Below are 21767 nucleotides of genomic sequence, written 5' to 3' on the forward strand. Positions count from 1 at the left end.
TACCTCGCCTATGCATATTAAGTTTCTCGATATTTTCCAAAGCATGCAGCAACAGCTTGAGCAGCCTCAAGCCAAGCTGGATGAAAACCTGTTAATTGAACTCGTTAATCGTATACGACCAATAGACAGCAAAAATACTGAAGAAATCGAAGAAAAATTTCAGGCGTTTTTACAGTCCTTACTGCTCACCCCCAATGCGGTTTCTACCTTGCAGACCTTTGTGCTGCGTGTGATTAACCGCTATAAACAGACCAGCCTGTTTTCTGATACCGGCATTTTATCTCTAGACGGTTTCTGGAATCAGCTCAACCAGCGTATTGGCGCGCACATTTTACCCATGATTCCGGATGATAAAAGCCTGCAGGAACTGATGCGCCGGGTCTTTCATGAACGTAGTGACCGCTACTGGCTCGACTATCTGGCAGATGAAGACTGGCTGCGACTGTTTAGCGTGATGAATCAAGGGCATTCCAATCAGCCTGAAAAAATCCGGATTAAAGATGAACTGATCAAGGCACTGACCATCCTGTCATACCGCGTCAGTGGTATTGCCCTGCATCCTGAATTTATCAACGCCCAGCCTGAACTGATGGAATATGAATCACCTTTTCTGATTCAGAACCGTGAGATCAATGAGTTTATTCAGGAATATAAAAAGCGCTTTAACACGGTAGAACTGGTTGATTCGATCCTGCCACCAGATGCTTCTCAGGCGATGGTGATGCTGGAGCAGTGTCATGATGTCGTCGCGAAGATTCGCCGCTCGACCAAACGCATTGGGGTGAGTGTGAGCCTGACCTACATGCTGGCTCTGCTGGAACAATGTCTGGAACGGATTGAAATTCTATTAAATATGATCATGGATGATGACCAGTTGCGTTATCAGTCTATGGGGTATTTTCTGGTGGATATTACTGAAGCACTTTATAGTGAACGCAGTGTCCGCTCCCTGCTGGCGACCAACAGTGAATTACTGGCTTTACAGGTGACGGAGAATGCCTCCAAAACTGGAGAGCATTATGTAAGTAGCGATAAGCAGGGCTTCCTGGCCATGTATAAGGCGGCAGCGGGTGCCGGAGCCATTATTGCCATTATGGCAACCCTAAAAATCCTGATGGCACGCGTGACCATGGCGCCGCTCATGCAAGCCTTTAGCTACAGCATGAATTACTCACTGGGTTTTATGCTCATCCATGTGCTGCATTTTACTGTTGCCACCAAACAGCCCGCGATGACCGCAGCTGCACTGGCTTCTACGGTACAGCAGCGTAAAGGCTCCAAAACAGCACAGATTGCTGAATTGGCTGCGTTAATCGTAAATATTATCCGGACCCAGTTTGTCGCAATTCTGGGGAATATCTCCATTGCTATTCCCGTTGCTGCCTTGCTAACCTTTATGTGGGATGCAGCCCTGCATGAACCTTTAATGAATCATGCCAAAGCAGCCAAGACCTTACATGATCTGAATCCGTTTACTTCACTTGCGGTTCCACACGCTGCAATTGCCGGGGTTTGCCTGTTTCTATCAGGCCTGCTAGCCGGTTATTTTGACAATATGGCTGTATATCGTAAGGTCGGGCCACGCCTGAAAGCCCATGCCCGTCTGGCTGCCCTGATGGGACAAGAACGCTTAAATAAATTTGCCGAATATATGGAACGTAATTTAGGTGCCTTAGGCGGTAACTTTATTTTCGGGATCATGCTCGGCAGTATGGGTACAATTGGTTATATCCTTGGGCTGCCGTTAGATATTCGTCATATTGCCTTTGCTTCGGCCAACTTTATTCAAGGCCTAATCAATATTAACGGTCCTGATATTGGCTTGGTTGTAGTGTCTTTTCTGGGTGTGTTACTGATTGGTCTGACTAACCTGTTCGTCAGCTTTAGCCTGACCATTATTGTGGCATTACGTGCACGTCGGGTGCGTTTCGAACAATGGAAGCCTCTGGCGAAACTGGTCATGACCCATTTCCTGACTCGACCGAGCGATTTCTTCTGGCCACCCAAGCAAGATGTTGATATTGACGAAAATCATACAACCAGCAAAGGTTGAAACTGCGACAATTCTCGTTGATTTATCAACAAAATCACCTAATAAAAATATGGATTTTGTATAAATTACGCACACTTGAAAAAAAGTGTACTGACAAGTACACTTCAGGACAGACGGTTAACCGGTATCATGTCGGTTAGAAAGAACAAGGATATCTGGCGTGCCCTACTTGTTGCTTTTTGTCGGTTTTTTTATTTGATTTTCAGTGTGTTTGCTCATCCTGGTTCAGTCTATGGCAAGTTTAAATTGCTGCTTGCTGAATAAATAACGTGCTGCACAAAGATCTGTCTGGATTAAATGACCGTAGCCATAAAGTGCCTGGATGGCATGCCATTTGTATTACTTTTAGCCGCATGCTGGTGTATTGCTCCCATTTGGTATAAAAAGTATACAAACTTAATTTTATATGTATCGGAATTATTGGAGGAATTGTCCTCAAATGGTGATTTAAGTATTCATTGCCTGGTATGGCTTTCTGGATTTTCATAAATTGAACAATACAGATTACCCATTCTAGCTATGTCGCTCGGTGATTTACATCAGCCAGCAATATCTCCCTCATAAACTGATGGTGTGATGGGCATAAGAATTTTAAAAACCTTTGGTGCGTACAATTTCCTCCAGAAGTAATCGCCGACCGGAGTATAAGTTTTATTTGGATCTCGTCATTGTGTTTAACTTTCATTAAATACAATACGTTAACGAATAAAAAATTTAGATAAAAATCTAATCGAGGTGGAACAATGATGTCTGCAAAGCTTTGGGCGCCTGCCCTGACTGCTTGCGCATTAGCAACAAGTATCGCGCTTGTTGGCTGTAGCAAAGATCCTAAAGAGGGCCAGCAAGCTGGTGCTCAACAGCAAATGCCACCGACTGAAGTTGGTGTGCTCGTTGCACAGCCACAAAGCATTGAGCAGTCTGTTGAACTCTCAGGTCGCACAACAGCATTTGAGATTTCAGAAGTACGCCCACAGGCGACTGGCGTTGTGCTAAAACGCTTATTCAGCGAAGGTAGCTATGTCCGTGAAGGTCAGGCACTCTATGAAATCGATTCTAGTACGAACCGCGCTACAGTAGATAACGCTCGTGCAGCCATTGCACGTGCTGAAGCGAATCTGGGCGTGTTACGTGTTAAAGAAGGCCGTTACCGTCAACTGGTGGGTACTAACGCGATTTCCAAGCAGGAATATGATGACATCGTAGCGCAGGTCAAACTGGCTGAAGCTGATTTGAATGCGAATCGTGCAACCTTGCGTAATGCTGAAATCAACTTAGGCTATTCAACTGTACGTGCGCCAATTTCTGGTCAGACTAACCGTTCTTCAATCACTGCAGGCGCGCTAGTAACTGCAAACCAGCCAGATCCGCTGGTAACCATTCAGCGTCTGGATCCAATCTATGTAGACATTAACCAGTCAAGTGCAGAATTGCTGCGTCTGCGTCAGCAACTGAGTAAAGGTGACCTAAACAGCTCTAATAACACACGTGTGAAATTAAAACTGGAAGATGGCAGCATCTACCCTGTTGAAGGCCGTTTAGCATTCTCTGATGCCAGCGTGAATCCTGAAACTGGTACAGTGACACTGCGTGCAGTATTCCCGAACAAAAATCACCTGTTACTACCAGGTATGTTTGCGACTGCGCAAATCGTTCAGGGTGAAGTACCAAATGCTTACCTGATTCCTCAGGCTGCATTAACACGTACACCTACTGGTCAAGCTATGGCGATGTTAGTGGGTGCTGATAATAAGGTAACTCCACGCCCAGTCACTACTGCGGGTACACAAGGCCAAAACTGGATTGTGACTGAAGGTTTAAACCCAGGTGATAAAGTGATTGTAGATGGTATTGCGAAAGTAAAACCGGAACAACAGGTCGTGGCTAAACCTTACCAGCCTCAAGCTGCTGCACCACAGGGTGCTGCACAACCAGCTGCCCAACAACCTGGCGCAGTGCAAAAAGCGGATGATGCAAAAGAACAATCTGAACAAAAACCTGCTGCTAAAGCATAAGGAGTAAGGTTTATGGCTCAATTCTTTATTCATCGTCCTATCTTTGCCTGGGTGATTGCACTGGTCATCATGCTGGCAGGTATTTTGACCCTGACCAAAATGCCAATTGCCCAGTATCCAACCATTGCACCGCCTACAGTCACGATTTCTGCGACTTATCCAGGTGCATCTGCTGAAACGGTCGAAAATACTGTAACCCAGATCATCGAGCAGCAAATGAATGGTCTGGATGGTCTGCGTTATATTTCATCTAACAGTGCGGGTAATGGTTCTTCGTCTATTTCCTTGAACTTTGAACAGGGTGTCGATCCTGATATCGCACAGGTTCAGGTTCAGAACAAATTACAATCTGCGACTGCACTTCTTCCCGAAGATGTACAGCGTCAGGGTGTGCGTGTCACCAAATCAGGGGCCAGTTTCCTGCAGGTATTGGCTTTCTATTCACCTGATGGCAGCCTGACCGCCGATGACATCAAAGACTATGTGAATTCGAACATTTCTGAACCTTTAAGCCGTGTGGCTGGGGTCGGTGAAGTTCAGGTCTTTGGTGGTTCTTATGCCATGCGCATCTGGCTTGATCCAGCCAAAATGGCGAGCCTACAAGTTACGCCAAGTGATATTGCGACTGCCATTCGTACCCAGAATGCTCAGGTCGCTGTGGGTCAGCTCGGTGGCGCACCTGCTGTTGGAGGACAAGTCCTGAATGCCACTGTCACCGCACAAAGCCTGCTGCAAACTCCAGAACAGTTCAGCAATATCTTCCTGAAAAATACCACTTCGGGTGCACAAGTCCGTCTGGGTGATGTTGCGCGGGTTGAACTTGGTGCAGATAACTATCAGTTTGATTCAAAGTTTAACGGCAAACCGGCTGGTGGTGTAGCAATTAAGCTTGCGACTGGTGCCAATGCCCTAGATACAGCACAAGCGGTTGAAGAGCGTTTAAAGCAGTTACGTCCAAACTATCCGCAAGGCATGGTTGACCAACTGGCATTTGATACAACACCATTTATTGAACTGTCGATCAAGAGTGTGGTTAAAACGCTGATCGAAGCGATTATTCTGGTGTTCCTGGTCATGTTCCTGTTCTTGCAGAACTGGCGTGCCACCATCATTCCAACCATGGCAGTTCCAGTCGTGGTATTGGGTACCTTTGCAGTGATTAACGTTTTTGGCTTCTCGATTAATACCCTGACCATGTTTGCCATGGTACTGGCGATTGGCCTTCTGGTTGATGATGCGATTGTTGTGGTCGAGAATGTCGAACGGGTCATGGTGGAAGAGCATCTGGATCCGGTGACGGCAACTGAAAAATCGATGAAACAGATTTCTGGTGCATTGATTGGTATTACTTCAGTACTTTCTGCAGTATTCGTTCCAATGGCTTTCTTCGGTGGAACTACCGGGGTCATCTATCGCCAGTTCTCGATTACGCTGGTCACAGCGATGATCTTGTCACTGATTGTTGCATTAACCTTTACCCCTGCCCTGTGTGCGACTCTGCTGAAACAGCATGATCCGAACAAGCCGGAAAGCAATGGTATTTTTGCGCGTTTCTTCCGTTGGTTTAACCGCAGTTTTGACAAGGTTTCTGTGAAATATCAGGGCGGCGTCAACCGTATGACTCACAGCAAGATTTTCTCAGGCGTGGTGTATGCCATAGTGCTGGGTATTATTGTGCTGTTATTCCAGAAGCTGCCTTCTTCGTTCTTACCGGATGAAGACCAGGGGGTCGTTATGACGCTGGTTCAGTTACCACCAAACGCAACTTTGGAACGTACTGACAACGTGGTTAACACCATGACGAATTATTTCCTGGAAAATGAGAAAGAGCATGTCGAGTCCGTATTTAGTGTGGCAGGTTTCTCGTTCACGGGTGTCGGTCAAAACGCAGGTCTGGCATTTATTAAACTGAAAGACTGGTCAGAGCGTCACAGTCCGGAAGCTCAAGTCGGTGCCATTATTCAACGTGGTATGGCGCTGAACATGATTGTCAAAGATGCATCTTATATCATGCCATTGCAGCTTCCTGCGATGCCTGAGCTCGGTGTATCAGCTGGCTTTAACTTACAGCTCAAAGCTGCAAGTGGTCAAAGTCATGAGCAACTTCTGGCAGCACGTAATACGATTCTGGGTCTTGCAGCACAAGACTCGCGTCTAGCTGGTGTGCGTCCAAATGGTCAGGAAGATACTCCACAGTACCGTGTCATCGTCGATCATGCACAAGCCGGTGCACTGGGCGTCAGTGTTGCTGAAATTAACAACACCATGGGTATTGCTTGGGGCGGTTCGTATATCAATGACTTCATTGATCGCGGCCGTGTCAAGAAAGTCTATGTTCAGGGTGAAGCTGACTCACGGATGATGCCGAAAGATCTGGACCAATGGTATGTGCGTAATAATCGCGGTGAAATGGTGCCATTCTCGGCGTTTGCCACAGGCGAATGGACCTACGGTTCACCACGTCTTGAGCGTTATAACGGCGTATCGTCCATGAACATCCAGGGTACACCTGCTCCGGGTATCAGCTCGGGCGACGCAATGGTGGCCATGGAAGAGATCGTAGCGAAGTTACCAGAAATGGGCTTGCAAGGTTTCGACTTCGAATGGACAGGTTTGTCTCTGGAAGAGCGTGAATCTGGTGCTCAAGCACCGTTCCTGTATGCCCTTTCATTACTGATCGTGTTCCTGTGTCTTGCTGCATTGTATGAAAGCTGGTCTATTCCATTCTCGGTACTTCTGGTGGTGCCATTGGGTATTGTCGGTGCATTGCTCATGACCTATGGTGGAATGGTGCTGCTGCAAAATCCGAACCTGTCGAATAACATTTATTTCCAGGTGGCGATTATTGCCGTGATTGGTTTGGCTGCGAAGAATGCGATCTTAATCGTAGAGTTCGCGAAAGAACTTCAGGAACAAGGCGAAGAACTGTTTGAAGCAACCATGCATGCCGCAAAAATGCGTTTGCGTCCAATCATCATGACAACTCTAGCCTTTGGTTTTGGTGTACTTCCACTAGCTCTGTCTTCAGGTGCAGGTGCAGGTAGCCAGCACTCGGTAGGTTATGGTGTACTCGGTGGTGTAATCAGTTCAACACTGTTGGGTATCTTCTTTATTCCAGTCTTCTATGTCTGGATCCGGACGATATTCAAGTACAAACCAAAACAACAAAATAAACAGGAGCAAACCTCGTGATGCATAAAGTATGGTCTGTTTCAGGTCGTGGCATTGCGGTTTCTGCACTTGCGCTTGCTTTGACAGCTTGTCAAAGCATGCGTGGCCCAGAGCCCGTGGCACAAGCCGACATTCCGCAAAGCTATATCGGTTCTGCCTCAGGCACTTCCGTTGCTGAGCAAGGTTATAAAGATTTTTTTGCTGATCAACGCTTGGTTCAAGTTATTGATTTAGCTTTAAACAATAACCGCGATTTACGTACTGCGGCGCTGAATATTCAGCGTGCGCAGCAAGCGTACCAAATCACTGAAAATAATCAGCTTCCAACGATTGGTGCCAGTGGCAGCGTATTGCGCCAGGACACCATGAGTACACAAAGCCGTGGTGCAACGACAACCTATAATGTTGGTCTAGGCGTGACTGCCTACGAACTGGATTTCTGGGGTCGTGTACGCAGTTTGAAAGACAATGCCTTAGACACTTACCTGGCCACTGCGAGTGCACGTGATGCAACACAAATCTCGCTGATCAGTCAGGTCGCACAAGCATGGTTAAATTATTCATTTGCCAATGCCAACTTGAAGCTTGCCAATCAGACCTTACAGACCCAGCTTGAGTCTTTTAACCTCAACAAAAAACGTTTCGATGTGGGTATCGACAGTGAAGTTCCTGTTCGTCAGGCACAAATTTCTGTAGAAACTGCACGTAATGATGTGGCGAACTACAAGACTCAGGTGGCACAGGCACAAAACCTGTTAAATCTGCTGGTTGGCCAATCTGTACCAGCAAATTTACTGCCGGCTGATCGAGTGACCCGTATTACCACAGCATCCGCTTTGGGTTCAGGCCTTCCAAGCGACCTTCTGGTTAACCGCCCAGATATCCGTACTGCGGAATATCAACTGTCTGCTGCAGGCGCCAATATAGGTGCTGCACGCGCCCGTTTATTCCCTACCATCAGTCTGACCGGTTCTGCTGGTTATGCATCAACTGACTTAAGCAATCTGTTTAAATCAGGCAGTTTCGTTTGGTCACTTGGTCCTAGCCTGGATATTCCAATCTTCGATTGGGGTACACGTAGAGCAAATATCAAAATTTCAGAAACAGACCAGCAAATTGCATTGTCTGATTATGAAAAATCGATTCAGTCTGCTTTCCGTGAAGTGAATGATGCCCTGGCAGTTCGTCAGAACATTGGTGACCGTTTAGCTGCACAACGTCGTCTGGTTGATGCGACGAATACGACGTATCGTCTGTCAAATGCCCGCTTCCGTGCCGGAATCGACAGCTATTTAACCGTCTTGGATGCACAACGTACTTCGTATGCAGCCGAACAAGGCTTGTTATTGCTGGAACAGGCAAATCTGAATAACCAGGTAGAATTATACAAATCTCTAGGTGGTGGTTTAAAAACCAATACTTCAGATACGATTCAATATCCGCCATCTACCGCTGAACGTAAACAAGCAGATCAGCAGTAAATCTCGGTTTTCGATCTTATTGAAAAAGCTCACTTCGGTGGGCTTTTTTATTGCTTTTTATCGTGGAGTTTCTTATCTTCAAAGGATCAGAATCAGGTGTTCTATCCCTTATGCTACTTAGTAATCTGGAATCCGTCCCGGGACATGTTATTAGCCGTCAAATCGATGTGGTCTATGGCAGTACGGTACGTAGTAAACACGTTGGCCGTGATTTGCTCGCAGGTTTGAAAAATATTGTCGGTGGTGAGCTGACCGCCTATACCGAACTCCTGGAAGAATCGCGTCAAGAAGCCATGAACCGGATGATTGGAAAAGCTCGTGAGATGGGTGCGAATGCAATTGTCGGTATTCGTTTCTCAACGTCTAACATCGCCCAAGGTGCATCTGAACTGTTTGTATATGGCACAGCCGTGGTAGTGGAGCCGAATGTTCCAAAGCTTCCTGATCCCTTCCCTTCAGCAGGTTAAATTATGGATAACCTGATTTTTCAGTTTGTCGTTTTCGCCCTTCTGTTTTCGGTAGGTTTTGGCTTTGGCCGTTATTATGAACAGAAACATTTGAAAGAACTGGCAGAACAGGAAGCACGATTTGCGCATATTGTGCTGGAGACTCATCGTTTTGCCACTTCAGAATTTGAAGGAGAATTAATTAGCTCAAATGTGGTTATTTCCCATGATTATTTTAAATATGTGATTGCCAATATTCAGAACATTTTGGGTGGACGTCTGGTCAGTTATGAAAGTATTGTGGAACGCGCACGCCGGGAAGCCGTTGTTCGCCTGAAGCGTGAAGCCGAGAAAATCGGTGCCACTCAGATTATGGGATTACGCTTGAGTACTACGGAGCTTGGCATGCAAGGTGGAATGGTCGAAGTCTTTGCCTATGGCACAGCCATAAAGAAGCCTTAAGTCATAAAACTTTACCGTCTTTCAGTAAATAATATTCCATTCAGATGATCAATTTCATGCTGCACAATCCGTGCAGCAAAGCCGCTAAATTCGGCATCAACCTGCGCACCTTCCATCGTGTAATAACGTACCCAGATATCTTGCGCCCGGGCAACTTTGCCTCTTTGATCCGGCACACTTAAGCAGCCCTCTTCACCCAGAACTTGTGCTTCAGAAGCATGTAGAATTTCTGGATTGATCATCGTCACTGCTTCCATATACGGTGCATCGGGATAACGCAGGTTTGGACGTGAAGCGACAATGATTACTCGCTTGGAAATATACACTTGCGGTGCAGCAATGCCTACACCCTGACGGTCAAGCATGGTATCCATCATGGCTTTATTGAGCTGATACAGCCACTCACTGCCAAATTCCGAGTCTGCCACAGCAGTTGCAATGAGTTCTAGAATCGCCTCACCTTGCTTGGCAACTGTTAACACGGTCATGTCAAATCTCTCTTTAGTTAAGACAATGCCTCTACTCTTTATAATCCAATTTTAATGTGTTCTAAAGCAGAATTTTTATAGTTTATATCACTGAAAAATCTTTAAACTAAGCGCTTTAACAGCAGAGAATATCAAAAAATACGAAAAGTAAGTCATTTCTTATAGTTCATTTGTGTGCTCAATTTCAGCTTTTATTATTCCAAAGCATTTTATAAATAGATTTTTTTATAACTTTTAGTTTATCTTGTTAAAAGAAAGATTGATTATTCAACAAAAAATGCTTCTTTTAAAATCAATCAAATACCCATCAATGGATTAAGGATTCCAGCATGGATGCACATCCGCGCCTGACACGAGCAGATAAACGTACGCTTGGACTTTCATCACTGGGCGGTGCGCTCGAATTTTATGATTTTGTCATCTATGTATTTTATGCAAAGCTCATTTCAGAGCTGTTCTTCCCCAGCACACTCAGTCCTTTCTGGGCCATGTTGAATACCTACGGCATTTTTGCTGCGGGTTATTTCTTCCGTCCATTGGGCGGTGTAGTGATGGCACACTTTGGCGACCTGATTGGACGTAAACGTCTGTTTAGCCTATCCATTCTGTTAATGGCACTACCTACCCTGATGATCGGTGTGATACCGACCTTTGAAAGCATTGGTTATGCAGCGCCAATTATGTTGCTGTTAATGCGTGTGTTACAAGGAATTGCTATTGGTGGTGAAATTCCAGCTGCCTGGACTTTTGTCTCTGAACATGTTCCTGAACGCCGTATCGGGATTGCCAACGGGGTGCTTACCGCAGGCCTGTCTCTTGGGATTCTGCTGGGTGCCTTGATGTCACTCTTCATTTCATTACAGTTTTCTGAAGCTGAAATTAAAGACTGGGCATGGCGTATTCCATTTATCCTCGGGGGTATCTTTGGTTTTGTAGCGTTGTACCTGCGGAGTTACCTGAAAGAAACGCCAGTATTTAAAGCCATGCAGGCGAAAAAAGAACTGGCAAAAGAATTACCGGTAAAACAGGTTTTAGCAAAGCATAAAACCGCTGTCACCATTGGAATGCTATTTACCTGGTTCTTGACAGGCTGCGTAGTGGTGCTGATTCTAGCGATGCCAAACCTGCTGGTCGGTGCCTTTGGCTTTGAACGTGCCGATGCTTTTAAAATGCAAAGCGCTGCGATTGTAATGCAGATGGTGGGCTGTGTACTAGCAGGTGTACTGGCCGATCGTTTTGGTGCTGGCCGTGTCATTCTATTTGGTTCTCTTCTAGTTGCGGCTATGGCGGGTATCTTTTATAACAGCCTGGGCCATGTCGCACCATCAACTGTATTCATGCTGTATATGCTGTTGGGCCTAAGCTCTGGTACAGTCGGGATGGTATCTTACAGCATGGTGAAAATGTTCCCGGCACAGATTCGCTTTACCGGTATTTCTTTCTCTTACAATCTGGCGTATGCAATTGCCGGCGGGATTACCTTGCCACTGGTGCAATGGCTCAGCCTGTATAGTAATATTGGTGCAATGTACTATGTCTGGACTGTATGTCTGGTGACCCTGCTCACAGCCCTAATGTATAGAAGTAAATTTGAAAAATCGGCAATCTGATCAATAAAAATTTGTTATAAAAAAGAGCCTGAATATGGGCTCTTTTTTTACAATCTTTTTGTTATTTAAGCAGTCAGACTTTTACGGATTTCATCTTCAATGATGCTAATTTCAATCTGGCTAAATTTACGAATTTCACCTTCCGCATGTTTTTCTAGCATGCCACCAACTAATGGTACTTTTACTTTTACGGTCCAGTCCAGTTGAAACTCAATCTGGCGGTCATCGCCTTTTACTGCACGTTGGCAAGTGGCTTCAATTGGCAGGTTCGCGCCAAGCTCTACTGTAGAAGTTAAATGTTCCAGATTACTGATGTCGGTACGTTGCAGACGAAAAGCATCACGTAACAGTTTTTTTGCAATATCTGGAATATTCACGTCCAGGTTATATGCACGTTTCAGGGTATAAATCTCGCCCTGTTTTTCAGAGACCAAAATCTCCATATTCTGCGCCGGAATACGACGACAGACCGCTTCGTGCATGCTGATATCACTGACCAGACGCTTAAATTCATCAATAGAAACACCATTGATGTTTGCCTTTACAGTAAATTGATGTGCCATGTGGTTTTCCTTTTTATTTTTTAAATTGTGGATTTGGCTGGTATTGGAGAAACTCATTATAAAGCCAAATTCAGGATCAGATAAATTTGCTGTACATCGACAGTATTAAACTGACTTTCTGATCCAATGTCATTATTCAGTGTTGAGATAAATTGAGGCACATAAGTCAATTATCCATCTTTAACCATGTTTGTATTACTGCACCGCTACTGATGATCAACCTGGCTTCGGCATAGCAAATGACAGCTTCAAATTCATCAGCACCATCATCCAGTCCGGAGGTATACCAGATCGTACCTTTAGGAAAATCATCCAGCCAGCTGGCCTTATAAAAATCTGATACCGAATCAAACTGGAGATACTGCTGCGGCTGTGCCTGAATTTTCTGTGCCAATTCTACAAAACGATCCAGTTGGGCCTGCCGGAAGTCAATCAACATCGTCGTGCTCCTGACAAAAGCAGATTTTAGCATGCTCACTACCCGTAAATAACAGATAGGGATATTTGGACAGTGGAATACGGCTGAAGACCTCAATTCTATGCAACATATGCACTGACTTCAGCAGGAGAGGAAAAACTAGGAATGAGGAATATTAAAATTTTAAGAAGGTTATAGAGCAAATGAATTACATAAACTTGAACAGTCATCCGCATTTCAAGGCTTAATTAGGCACAATGTGCATGATCGGACTCGAAACGGTGCTCAGATCGATGTTCCTCCCCATGCCGGTCCACATGCGTATAAAAAACCCCATAACGTCCCACATAATACTCAATAGATTGACCGTAAAAATTCCAGTAAATTGACCACTCTCCCAAGTCCATTTTTCGAATCACACTATTGGTCTGCAGCGGCATACGATTCAACCATTTCTGCTGTAAACTTTCAGCCTGAGCACGCTCGGTAATGATTGCCGGCTGTTTGAATAACATTTTAGCGATATCATCAAAGAGTTCTAGCTCATAAGCATCCACTGTCATAGTCAGTTCATGCGGTTTTTGTGCGGAAGAAATAGGCGTTTGATCTTGGGAAGACGGCACTGCTTCAGGCTTTAAGCGCTGACCATGATAGCGGGCTTTATAGATTTTGAAAGCGATCATCCAGGCAACATATACCACCAACAAACTACAGATAATGAGCAATACTTTGAACATAGACTCAGCCTCTTATTCATTTTTCTTATCTTCAATCTGTACTTACAGATCTATTCAATTACAGTTCATTTACAAACCATAACATATTGATTGAAAAATACCCAACTTTAGTCATTTCAAGATATTTCAAAAACTTTATATTTCTCCTAGAGTAGGATTTTCTTAATTACATATAAGATATTTTTTATCCTGACCAAAGATGTATCGGTATAAAATACAAATAAAAAGCAATACACGCTGTCTAACAATTTAAACAAGCCACACAAATGCGCCACAGAAACGCTGTATAAAGCATTTTTTTGCCGGAAAATTCCCAAAAAATATAACAATCTCAGACTTTCATTCATACTGTAGATGCTGCTAAATGAAACACTCGTTATTATTTAGTTTAGTTAAATTTGCCTTATGATTCGTGAAGGAAAGGTTCAGGATATTCCTCAAATTGTACATGTAGTTCATGACAGCATTCGCTCCTGTGTCATGGATCATAAACGTGAGGAACCCCGTATACAAACCTGGCTGGAAGCATTTACCCATTCCACCCTGATTGTGGAAATGCTGTATAACGATTGCTGGGTTTATACCGTACATGACAGAGTGGTCGGTTTTCTGATGGTGAGCGATCAGGGAGAAATCCGCATGCATTATGTTAGTAGCGGTATGCAGCGCATGGGATATGGAACGCAGTTATTTTATTACATGCTGGATTTTATGACGCCTAAAAAAATTGACCGCCTTGAAATTGAAACCACACGAACTGCGTTACCCTATTATACTAAACTTGGTTTTCAGAATACTTCTCTACAGATGCAGGATGAACCTGCATTACACCTGTTCAAAGCGTTATCTTCCAGCACATATTCTCAGTTCTGATCAGGCTGCAACAGCACTGCATTTGATTTGATCTCTACCTGCCAGCTTGGCTGCATACAGATGCTGGTCTGCTGTTTTCATCAGTGCATGAATATCTGCATAAGGATGATGGGCATCCATATAGGCAACCCCTATACTCACAGTGACATAATCTTTATCATCCTCGCGGTTATCATGTTCTAGCTGTTCTGCACGCACTGCAATTAATACGATTTCAAAAATTTCCTCGGCTTCAGCAATCGGTATATCATGTAACAGAATTGCGAATTCTTCCCCTCCATAACGCGCCAGATATCCCTGTTCAGGCAGAACCTGCTGAATCACCTGAACCAGCCGTTGCAGTACTTCATCGCCTTTTAAGTGACCATAGTAGTCATTATATTTTTTAAAATAGTCCACATCGATCATTGCAAAGGATAAGGTCTGTTCAGGGTGTTGAATGCTTTCATTAAACAGGTGCTGGATTTCTTCATTTAAGGCACGCCGGTTATATGCGCCAGTCAATGCATCGACCTTAATCTGATATTGCAGTTTGGTATTCAGCTCATGTAACTGTTCTGTTCTTTCCCGAACTTTCTGATCCAGCGAACTGTTCAAGGCCATTAACTTATTATTCAGTCGCTCGGTATAGTAGGTTTGATGAGCATAATTACGAGATTGCTGAAACATAATGATCAAGGCATACAGACTGGTCGAAATAAATGACAGATGCACGCTCTCAATCACATTCAGTAATACCAGATAATCATTGAGAAAGGTCAGGCACAGAAAAATGATGGCAAACAGGTTAGTGGACGAATATTCATCTCCTTGAGAAAGTGTCACATAAAACCCATAAATGAAATTACCCAGTATCACCAGACCATAGATAGCACTATACAAAGCTAGACGCTCAAAAACTTCCGGTGTGCTGAACAATGTTACTGCGATATTAAAAATCAGTAATCCCGCAGCTACGTAATAAACTGAACGTTGGATATAACGTGACTTAAACAGGTGCATGTAGCTCAGGAAGAATAAGATCGCCAGAAAAGTGAACAGATATTCTAGACGCGCCCCCCATAGCCAACTGATTTTACTTACAATGGCATATGGATGCGGCGGAGAAAACAGATTATGCAGGGCCAAAAAAATAATAAATAAGCCAAAAATAAATATACTGCGGCTATTGCGCTCCACAGATCCGCGAAACATGGAAAATAAAATGGTAAATAGCCCTACCCCCAGCACGGTGCCACAGACCAAAGCAATACTCAGCATGTGCAGCATAAACTGTCGGTTAATGGTCGTAGAAGGGCCAATTTTCAGAGGCTTTTCCAGTCCACCATGCAAATGAGTATAGTTGGAAACCTGAATACTTAAGGTGAAGTACTCACTCTGCGGCACAAAAGATGCGATCTTAGGCGCCTTTTCAGTCACCTGTCCGGCCGGGGTTTTACTGATTTCACCAAGCCGCAGCAAGATATCCCCATTCAGATATATGCTATAAGCACCATACTGACTCGGAATCTGAAGCGCTAGACGGTGTCCAATAAATTTTTGTGGAATTTTAAAATGACTAATAAAAGTGCCATAGGTGGCATTGGTTCCGGTGAAGCTCTTGAATGAAGCGGGAAGCTCAACTACTTGTGATTCAAGTTCAGGATCTGGCTGCTCAATGAACTGACGTGGATAGAACAGCCATTTGCCTTGCAGCGAGGTAGTACTATCTTCATTAAATTTTAGTTCGGTGACCTCATCCTGATGGGCAAGGAAATAAGATTCTGGGGCAGCATCATATTGGGCCCACACGATCTGTGTAGCCCCACTCAAACATATCAGCATCAACCATGATGCCAATATCAGCATAATCCCCTTAAACCTGTGCAAGAAGGTCATCCTGTAGATATTGTTCTCGGTTCTAATGTACGTGGAATGTTGGATATTGCCAATAATTTTTCATATAAAAAAGCAGGATAACCGACGAGCTATCCTGCTTCTAAATTCGTGAAATATGGTACTGTTCAGAAAATCATACAATATCAGTCACGTGTTTTAACGTCATACAGTTCGATTTCAAAAATCAGGTTTGAATTCGCCGGGATAATATTGCCCATTTTACGTTCACCATAAGCCAGGTGAGCAGGTACGATCAGTTTACGCTTGCCGCCCACTTTCATGCCGATGATGCCTTGGTCCCAGCCTTTAATCACACGACCAGTACCGATCACCGTTTCAAAATACTTGCCACGATCCAGTGATGAATCAAACTTGGTTCCATCTTCCAGCCAGCCTGTGTAATGGGTGGTAATCAAGGCACCTTTTACTGCTTCTTTACCTTCACCAACCACCAGGTCAATGATTTCTAGTTCTTTGGTCATCGCCAATATCCTTTCTTGCAAATAGCAGTAGTATAAACAGGATTAAGCCAAATTCCTCAGGCTTTAGATTTAATGGGTCAAAAGCTGAGTTCCTGAATCTTGTTATCCTGTAATAAATAATGGGTTAATTTCTGGTGATTTTTAGCAGATCCCATCAGGATCCAGCGACCTGTTATTCGCTGGTCGATTTTTTGCTGGCTGGAATGAATCACTTTTAATTTGTATTGTTTAAACAGTTTTTCATAATGATCCGGCTCATGCTGCTCAAAAGGACAGACTATCTCATAGTTGCGTTCTTGATTCAGATGTTCGATGGCACGTTGTACATAAACCAATAGTACCAGTACCATCAGCACGATCACCGTTGCCCAGACACTTAACAGCTCATAGCCCGCACCGACTGCCATGCCCAGTGCAGCTGTCATCCAGATCGTGGTTGCAGTGGTAATACCAGAAATCCGGTTATCATCTTTTAAAATTACTCCGGCTCCCAGAAAACCCAGGCCGGTTAAGACATTGGCCGCCAGGCGGTCTGGATTGGCTACGCCGATTTTTAAGGAAATAATGGTAAATAGACAGGAACTCAGACTGACCATGATCATAGTCCGCAGTCCGGCAGATTTACTGTGATATTCCCGTTCTGCCCCAATAATTGCACCAATCACGACTGCTAATAGCAAATCATAAAGTTCATGATCCATGCTTCGTCCCTGGAACTTATTTGACTCTCCAGGTATACGAAATTTTGGGATGAGGATACAAGTCGAGACTTGCATCCTTGTGAGTTCTTATTGTAACTGTTCCCACTCAATCACAGCCTGTGCCTGATCGCCAATCAGCGTCCATTCACCGTCCATGATGTTTAGCTGCAGCTGCATAGTACGTTCACACAGTTGTTGTACGGCTTCAGTACTGGTCGGAGATAGCTTCCAGACTTCTACATTGGATAGGGTTTTCAGTTTGGAATTGCGTTTGTACCATTCATCGACAGAAGTACCATACGCTACTACTGCAACTTTTTTGCAACGTGCACTTGCCTTTTTGACCTTGTCTTCATCAGGTAAACCAACTTCGATCCACTGTATCAGTTGACCGGTCAGATCTTTCTCCCAGAGGGCCGGCTCATCAGTCTCAAACAGGTCTTTGGTAAATTCAAGCGCTTCACCAGCAAAACGTGCATAAGCCAAAACACGCACCATCAGACGTTCAATGGTTTCCGAAGGATGCAATGCCATCGTCAACTGATAGTCTTCATAACGATGGGTATCCATATCGGCAATATTCAGGTCAGCCTTGTAAATCGTTGCTTTAAGCGCCATAACACAATCCTCAAATTTGGCGCCTAGCATATAAGATTTGCATTGATTTTGCTGAACAGATTTACAGCAATGCCAGAAAATTTAGCCAGCAGAATCTCCTGCTTCAGTATCAATACGGCATTGCATCAGCACAGTTTCAAAATTCAGCCAATCGCGTTCACTCTGATAGATAATCTCGATCCGGTTATCAATACCTTCTTCTGCAGACTGATAATTAAACTGATCCGGATTAAAGTTAAAACTTTTCCAGCCCTGATTGGTGTTGAAAATCCCTTTGATGCGTAGCCAGTCCTGCTGTTCACAGAGCAAATCCAGCAGATCATAAAAATCAAACTGCCAGCGTTTTGGCAACTTCCAGCCCGCCACTGCATAACCTTGTGCAGATTCCACATAATGGTAAGGCAGCTGCTGAACTTTCACTGCAATCTCATCTGCTCGAAGAGAACGCTGCTGTTTTAACAAAGGCTGAATCTGACGAACAGCACCCACGTAGTCCTGCTTGAGCTGTTCAATATCGATCTGACCATTTGCACCAAGCAGCCAGGTTTGGCCATAAGCCTGATATTCCTGCTGTAGCTGTTTCAAACTCTCCTGATCTTCTGTCGTCATCGAATCTGTATGCGAGACAATGACAATATGTGCAGCTTTAAGCTGATCAGCATACAGGTTCTGGGTCATCCAGGCCTGATCATGCAAACGCGAACCATCGACGACAGTAATCAAGGCCTGCATCTTCAGATGGGTCTGCCAGTGCGGTTCTGTGAGTTGCTCTAACAGTTGCGCTGGATGTCCCAACCCGGTCGGCTCAATAAACAGTCGATCTGGCTTGGATTCGGACAATAATCGCGACAAGGCGATCTGCATCGGCAACTGACTGCTACAGCATAAACAGCCACCCAATAGCTCTTTGACTGCGTAGCCTTCATCTTGTGGTAATAGCGCTTGATCCACGCCAATCTGACCGAACTCGTTCATCAATACTGCCCAGACTTCATTCTCCGGCTTTTGACTGAGCAAATGCTTGAGCAATGTGGTTTTTCCTGCACCTAAAAAACCGGAAATAATATGCACGGGTACTGCAGATGAAGGCGAAAGGAGTTTCAAGGCGGGCTCACATAGAAATGAAAATCAAAGAATTGATACATTATAACAATGCCATTTGGCTTTCAGGGAGTTAATTTATCGGCTTGATGAGTAAGTTTTTCAAAACTTCAGCTCTATCAGTTTTTGCTACTTTTTAACGAAAGTAAAGACTTACACCAGCTTAAAATTTGATCATTTATGAAATTTTTTAATACATTTTAATTGATGTCCAAGCGCTCAATTTAACCAAAATAAAACATAAATCAGAGTTTTGTATATTGCGCGTATACGTTGTTCTATAGCTTCTGTTAAATCAATTGCGTCACAAATTTTCAGCACCTAGCATAAGCCCCTGTTGCCTTGATGTGATGGTCAACGCAATAAATTACTTGTGAATAAAACCTATAAGGATGCCAAACATGAACTATGCTCAAATTCTACTTGCAACTACACTAAGCGCAGCAGCGGCAACTAGCTTCGCAGCAACTAAAACTACAGATAGCAAAACCACAACTGAAGAAGAAAAAGTTGTCGTGAGTACTCAGGAGCTTCCTGAAACTCAAGCTGCAACTGCTCCGGCGACTGCAGAACAACCAGCTTCTGAAGCAGCTGCAGAACCTGCAACCAAAACACCAAAAGCTTCAACTGCACAATAATGCAGTTCTGCTTTTATCAATAATGAGTCCCCATTCATCCGGGTACTCATAACTCCTGTTGGGTAACTCTCCAGTGGATTGATGATCCATACTCTACAGGAACCTCAAATGGCTGATTGCAGATCTCTGCATTCAGCCATTTTTCTATTTTATTTCTGAATTTCACTATAATAAATAATGATGATTAAATCATTCCTGACTATGGGAATTATTTTATAAAGTTATTATTTTTCAAATATATAAAAATTTATATCTTTTTTTAATCATGCATTATAACTATGCAACACCGACTATGGCATAGCTTGTTTAGACCTTGGGTTTAGCCCTTAATCAACTTAATTCTGGACGGATTCAAGGAACCTTGCGATGAGCAATGCAAATTACACAACTGAAGTAGCCATTTTGGGTGCAGGTCCGGTAGGTCTGACGATTGCCAACTACCTGAGCAAACAGGGTGTACAGGTCACTGTAGTTGAACAGCTTGACAGCCTGATTGACTACCCTCGTGCAATTGGTATTGATGATGAATCATTGCGTACGATTCAATCTTTGGGTCTGGTAGATCAGGTTCTTCCGCATACCACACCCAACCATGCGATGCGTTTTCTGACTCCAAAAGGTCGTTGTTTTGCGGATATTCAGCCACTGACCCGTGAATTTGGCTTCTCTCGTCGTAATGCATTTATTCAGCCACAGGTAGACAATGTCCTGCTACAAGGTTTAAAAAAATATAAGAAAACTGAAGTGCTGTTCTCTCGTCACCTGACTCATTTTAGCCAGGATGCTGACGGTGTGACGTTGAATGTTCAGAGCAAAGATGGTGGCTCGGAAGTTGTACGCGCACAATACCTCATTGCATGTGATGGCGGTAACTCCTATGTGCGTCGTACTTTAAACATTCCATTTGAGGGTGAAACTGCGCCAAACCAGTGGATCGTGATTGATATCGACAATGACCCATTGGCAACCCCGCATATTTACCTGTGCTGCGACCCGGTACGTCCGTATGTATCGGCTGCCCTACCTCACGGTATCCGTCGTTTCGAATTCATGGTCATGCCAGGTGAAACTCAGGAAGAACTCAGCAAACCAGAAAATATTGCCAAACTGCTGTCTAAAGTCCTGCCAAATACTGATGGTATTGAAGTTATCCGTCAGCGTGTTTATACCCATAATGCGCGTATAGCGGACAAATTCCGTGCTGACCGTATTCTGCTTGCAGGCGATGCTGCGCACATCATGCCAGTATGGCAAGGTCAAGGCTATAACAGCGGTATGCGGGATGCCTTTAACCTGGCCTGGAAAGTTGCACTGGTCATCCAAGGTAAAGCGAGCCATGAATTGCTGGATTCTTACCAGGTAGAACGTAAGGATCATGCCAAAGCAATGATCGATCTTTCAGTCATGGCAGGCCACGTTCTTGCACCACCGAAAAAATGGCAAGGTTTTGTGCGTGATGGTATTGCTTATGCATTGAACTATATCAAGCCAATCAAGCAGTACCTGCTAGAAATGCGTTTTAAGCCAATGCCGAAATATCATGATGGTGCACTATTGGCAAATGCCCAGAAAGATTCTCCAGTCGGCAAAATGTTCATTCAGCCACAGGTCCAACTGGAATCTGGTGAAACGGTGTTACTGGATGAAGTGATTGGCAATGACTTTGCCATCATTGCCTGGGGTGTAGATCCGAAATGGGGCTTAAGCAAGGAATCGATGCAGCAATGGAAAAAACTTGGCGTGAAATTTATTCAGGTCATTCCTGCGGTTCAGCTGTCTAACCAACAGCGCAAGCAATATGAAGATGTGATCACCATTGGTGACATCGGTACTGATATCCGCACCTGGTTCGGCAAGACCCAGGATTCTATCGTCATCCTGCGTCCAGACCGTTTCGTTGCAGCCTTGGCGATTCCACAATCTATTGAAAGCACAAGCAAAGCACTATTTAACAAGCTGCATGTTAAATAATTGACCTGATTCAAAAAAAACCACGCTACGGCGTGGTTTTTTATTTATGCATGACAATCAGTAA

The 21767-nt window shown here is 44.2% G+C and carries 19 protein-coding genes; 10 read left to right on the top strand and 9 right to left on the bottom strand.

Features of this window, described 5'->3' with window-relative positions; genetic code table 11:
* Positions 1 to 10: 10 nt before the first annotated feature.
* The 6 genes from IHE35_RS10685 (at position 11) to IHE35_RS10710 (ending at position 9625) form a co-directional block, all read left to right on the top strand.
* Positions 11 to 2053, top strand: coding sequence for a site-specific recombinase (locus IHE35_RS10685; RefSeq protein ID WP_242787353.1), 2043 nt, complete (start codon positions 11 to 13; stop codon positions 2051 to 2053).
* Positions 2054 to 2796: 743 nt separating this feature from the next.
* Positions 2797 to 4065, top strand: a complete 1269-nt coding sequence (locus IHE35_RS10690) for an efflux RND transporter periplasmic adaptor subunit (protein ID WP_242787354.1) — start codon at positions 2797 to 2799, stop codon at positions 4063 to 4065.
* Positions 4066 to 4077: 12 nt separating this feature from the next.
* The gene (locus IHE35_RS10695) at positions 4078 to 7257 is read left to right on the top strand and encodes an efflux RND transporter permease subunit (protein WP_242787355.1); all 3180 of its coding nucleotides are present in this window, start codon (positions 4078 to 4080) and stop codon (positions 7255 to 7257) included.
* A complete protein-coding gene (gene adeK / locus IHE35_RS10700; protein ID WP_242789997.1) occupies positions 7257 to 8717 on the top strand; it encodes a multidrug efflux RND transporter AdeIJK outer membrane channel subunit AdeK in 1461 nt (486 codons plus the stop codon). Before IHE35_RS10695 ends, adeK begins: the two co-directional genes overlap by 1 nt.
* Before the next feature lie 110 nt (positions 8718 to 8827).
* The gene (locus IHE35_RS10705) at positions 8828 to 9184 is read left to right on the top strand and encodes a YbjQ family protein (RefSeq protein ID WP_242787356.1); all 357 of its coding nucleotides are present in this window, start codon (positions 8828 to 8830) and stop codon (positions 9182 to 9184) included.
* A 3-nt stretch (positions 9185 to 9187) separates the two neighbouring features.
* Entirely contained in the window at positions 9188 to 9625 is a 438-nt protein-coding gene (locus tag IHE35_RS10710; protein ID WP_242787357.1) for a heavy metal-binding domain-containing protein, read from the top strand.
* An 11-nt stretch (positions 9626 to 9636) separates the two neighbouring features.
* Here IHE35_RS10710 and def read toward each other — a convergent pair whose 3' ends face one another.
* A complete protein-coding gene (gene def / locus IHE35_RS10715) occupies positions 9637 to 10113 on the bottom strand; it encodes a peptide deformylase (protein WP_242787358.1) in 477 nt (158 codons plus the stop codon).
* A 329-nt stretch (positions 10114 to 10442) separates the two neighbouring features.
* Between def and IHE35_RS10720 the strand changes: the two genes are divergently transcribed.
* A complete protein-coding gene (locus IHE35_RS10720; RefSeq protein WP_242787359.1) occupies positions 10443 to 11723 on the top strand; it encodes an MFS transporter in 1281 nt (426 codons plus the stop codon).
* Positions 11724 to 11788: 65 nt separating this feature from the next.
* Here the strand turns inward: IHE35_RS10720 and IHE35_RS10725 are convergent, their stop codons facing one another.
* The 3 genes from IHE35_RS10725 to IHE35_RS10735 all read right to left on the bottom strand — a co-directional run bounded on the left by IHE35_RS10725 (position 11789) and on the right by IHE35_RS10735 (position 13441).
* Positions 11789 to 12286: a DUF2505 family protein gene (locus IHE35_RS10725; protein WP_242787361.1), complete on the bottom strand. Its 498-nt coding sequence runs from the start codon at positions 12284 to 12286 to the stop codon at positions 11789 to 11791.
* Between the two features lie 166 nt (positions 12287 to 12452).
* A complete protein-coding gene (locus IHE35_RS10730; RefSeq protein ID WP_242787363.1) occupies positions 12453 to 12725 on the bottom strand; it encodes a hypothetical protein in 273 nt (90 codons plus the stop codon).
* Between the two features lie 227 nt (positions 12726 to 12952).
* Positions 12953 to 13441 (bottom strand): hypothetical protein, encoded by a 489-nt coding sequence (locus IHE35_RS10735; RefSeq protein ID WP_242787364.1) that lies wholly within the window; start codon positions 13439 to 13441, stop codon positions 12953 to 12955.
* Between the two features lie 405 nt (positions 13442 to 13846).
* On the opposite strand from IHE35_RS10735, the gene IHE35_RS10740 reads away from it, so the two are divergent.
* The gene (locus IHE35_RS10740) at positions 13847 to 14314 is read left to right on the top strand and encodes a GNAT family N-acetyltransferase (protein WP_242787365.1); all 468 of its coding nucleotides are present in this window, start codon (positions 13847 to 13849) and stop codon (positions 14312 to 14314) included.
* Here IHE35_RS10740 and IHE35_RS10745 read toward each other — a convergent pair whose 3' ends face one another.
* From IHE35_RS10745 to IHE35_RS10765, 5 genes are all read right to left on the bottom strand, one after another.
* Positions 14315 to 16162: a GGDEF domain-containing protein gene (locus IHE35_RS10745; protein WP_242787366.1), complete on the bottom strand. Its 1848-nt coding sequence runs from the start codon at positions 16160 to 16162 to the stop codon at positions 14315 to 14317.
* 173 nt (positions 16163 to 16335) lie between these two features.
* Positions 16336 to 16674: an FKBP-type peptidyl-prolyl cis-trans isomerase gene (locus IHE35_RS10750; protein WP_242787367.1), complete on the bottom strand. Its 339-nt coding sequence runs from the start codon at positions 16672 to 16674 to the stop codon at positions 16336 to 16338.
* Between the two features lie 77 nt (positions 16675 to 16751).
* The gene (locus tag IHE35_RS10755) at positions 16752 to 17375 is read right to left on the bottom strand and encodes an MgtC/SapB family protein (RefSeq protein WP_242787368.1); all 624 of its coding nucleotides are present in this window, start codon (positions 17373 to 17375) and stop codon (positions 16752 to 16754) included.
* An 87-nt stretch (positions 17376 to 17462) separates the two neighbouring features.
* A complete protein-coding gene (locus IHE35_RS10760; protein WP_242787370.1) occupies positions 17463 to 17993 on the bottom strand; it encodes a YaeQ family protein in 531 nt (176 codons plus the stop codon).
* An 81-nt stretch (positions 17994 to 18074) separates the two neighbouring features.
* Positions 18075 to 19097, bottom strand: coding sequence for a GTP-binding protein (locus IHE35_RS10765; RefSeq protein WP_242787372.1), 1023 nt, complete (start codon positions 19095 to 19097; stop codon positions 18075 to 18077).
* Between the two features lie 398 nt (positions 19098 to 19495).
* On the opposite strand from IHE35_RS10765, the gene IHE35_RS10770 reads away from it, so the two are divergent.
* Both IHE35_RS10770 and IHE35_RS10775 read left to right on the top strand, forming a co-directional pair.
* A complete protein-coding gene (locus IHE35_RS10770; RefSeq protein WP_242787374.1) occupies positions 19496 to 19732 on the top strand; it encodes a hypothetical protein in 237 nt (78 codons plus the stop codon).
* Between the two features lie 366 nt (positions 19733 to 20098).
* Positions 20099 to 21703: a bifunctional 3-(3-hydroxy-phenyl)propionate/3-hydroxycinnamic acid hydroxylase gene (locus IHE35_RS10775; protein ID WP_242787377.1), complete on the top strand. Its 1605-nt coding sequence runs from the start codon at positions 20099 to 20101 to the stop codon at positions 21701 to 21703.
* Positions 21704 to 21767 lie beyond the last annotated feature (64 nt).

This window comes from Acinetobacter sp. ASP199 (assembly GCF_022700675.1).
Classification (GTDB): domain Bacteria; phylum Pseudomonadota; class Gammaproteobacteria; order Pseudomonadales; family Moraxellaceae; genus Acinetobacter.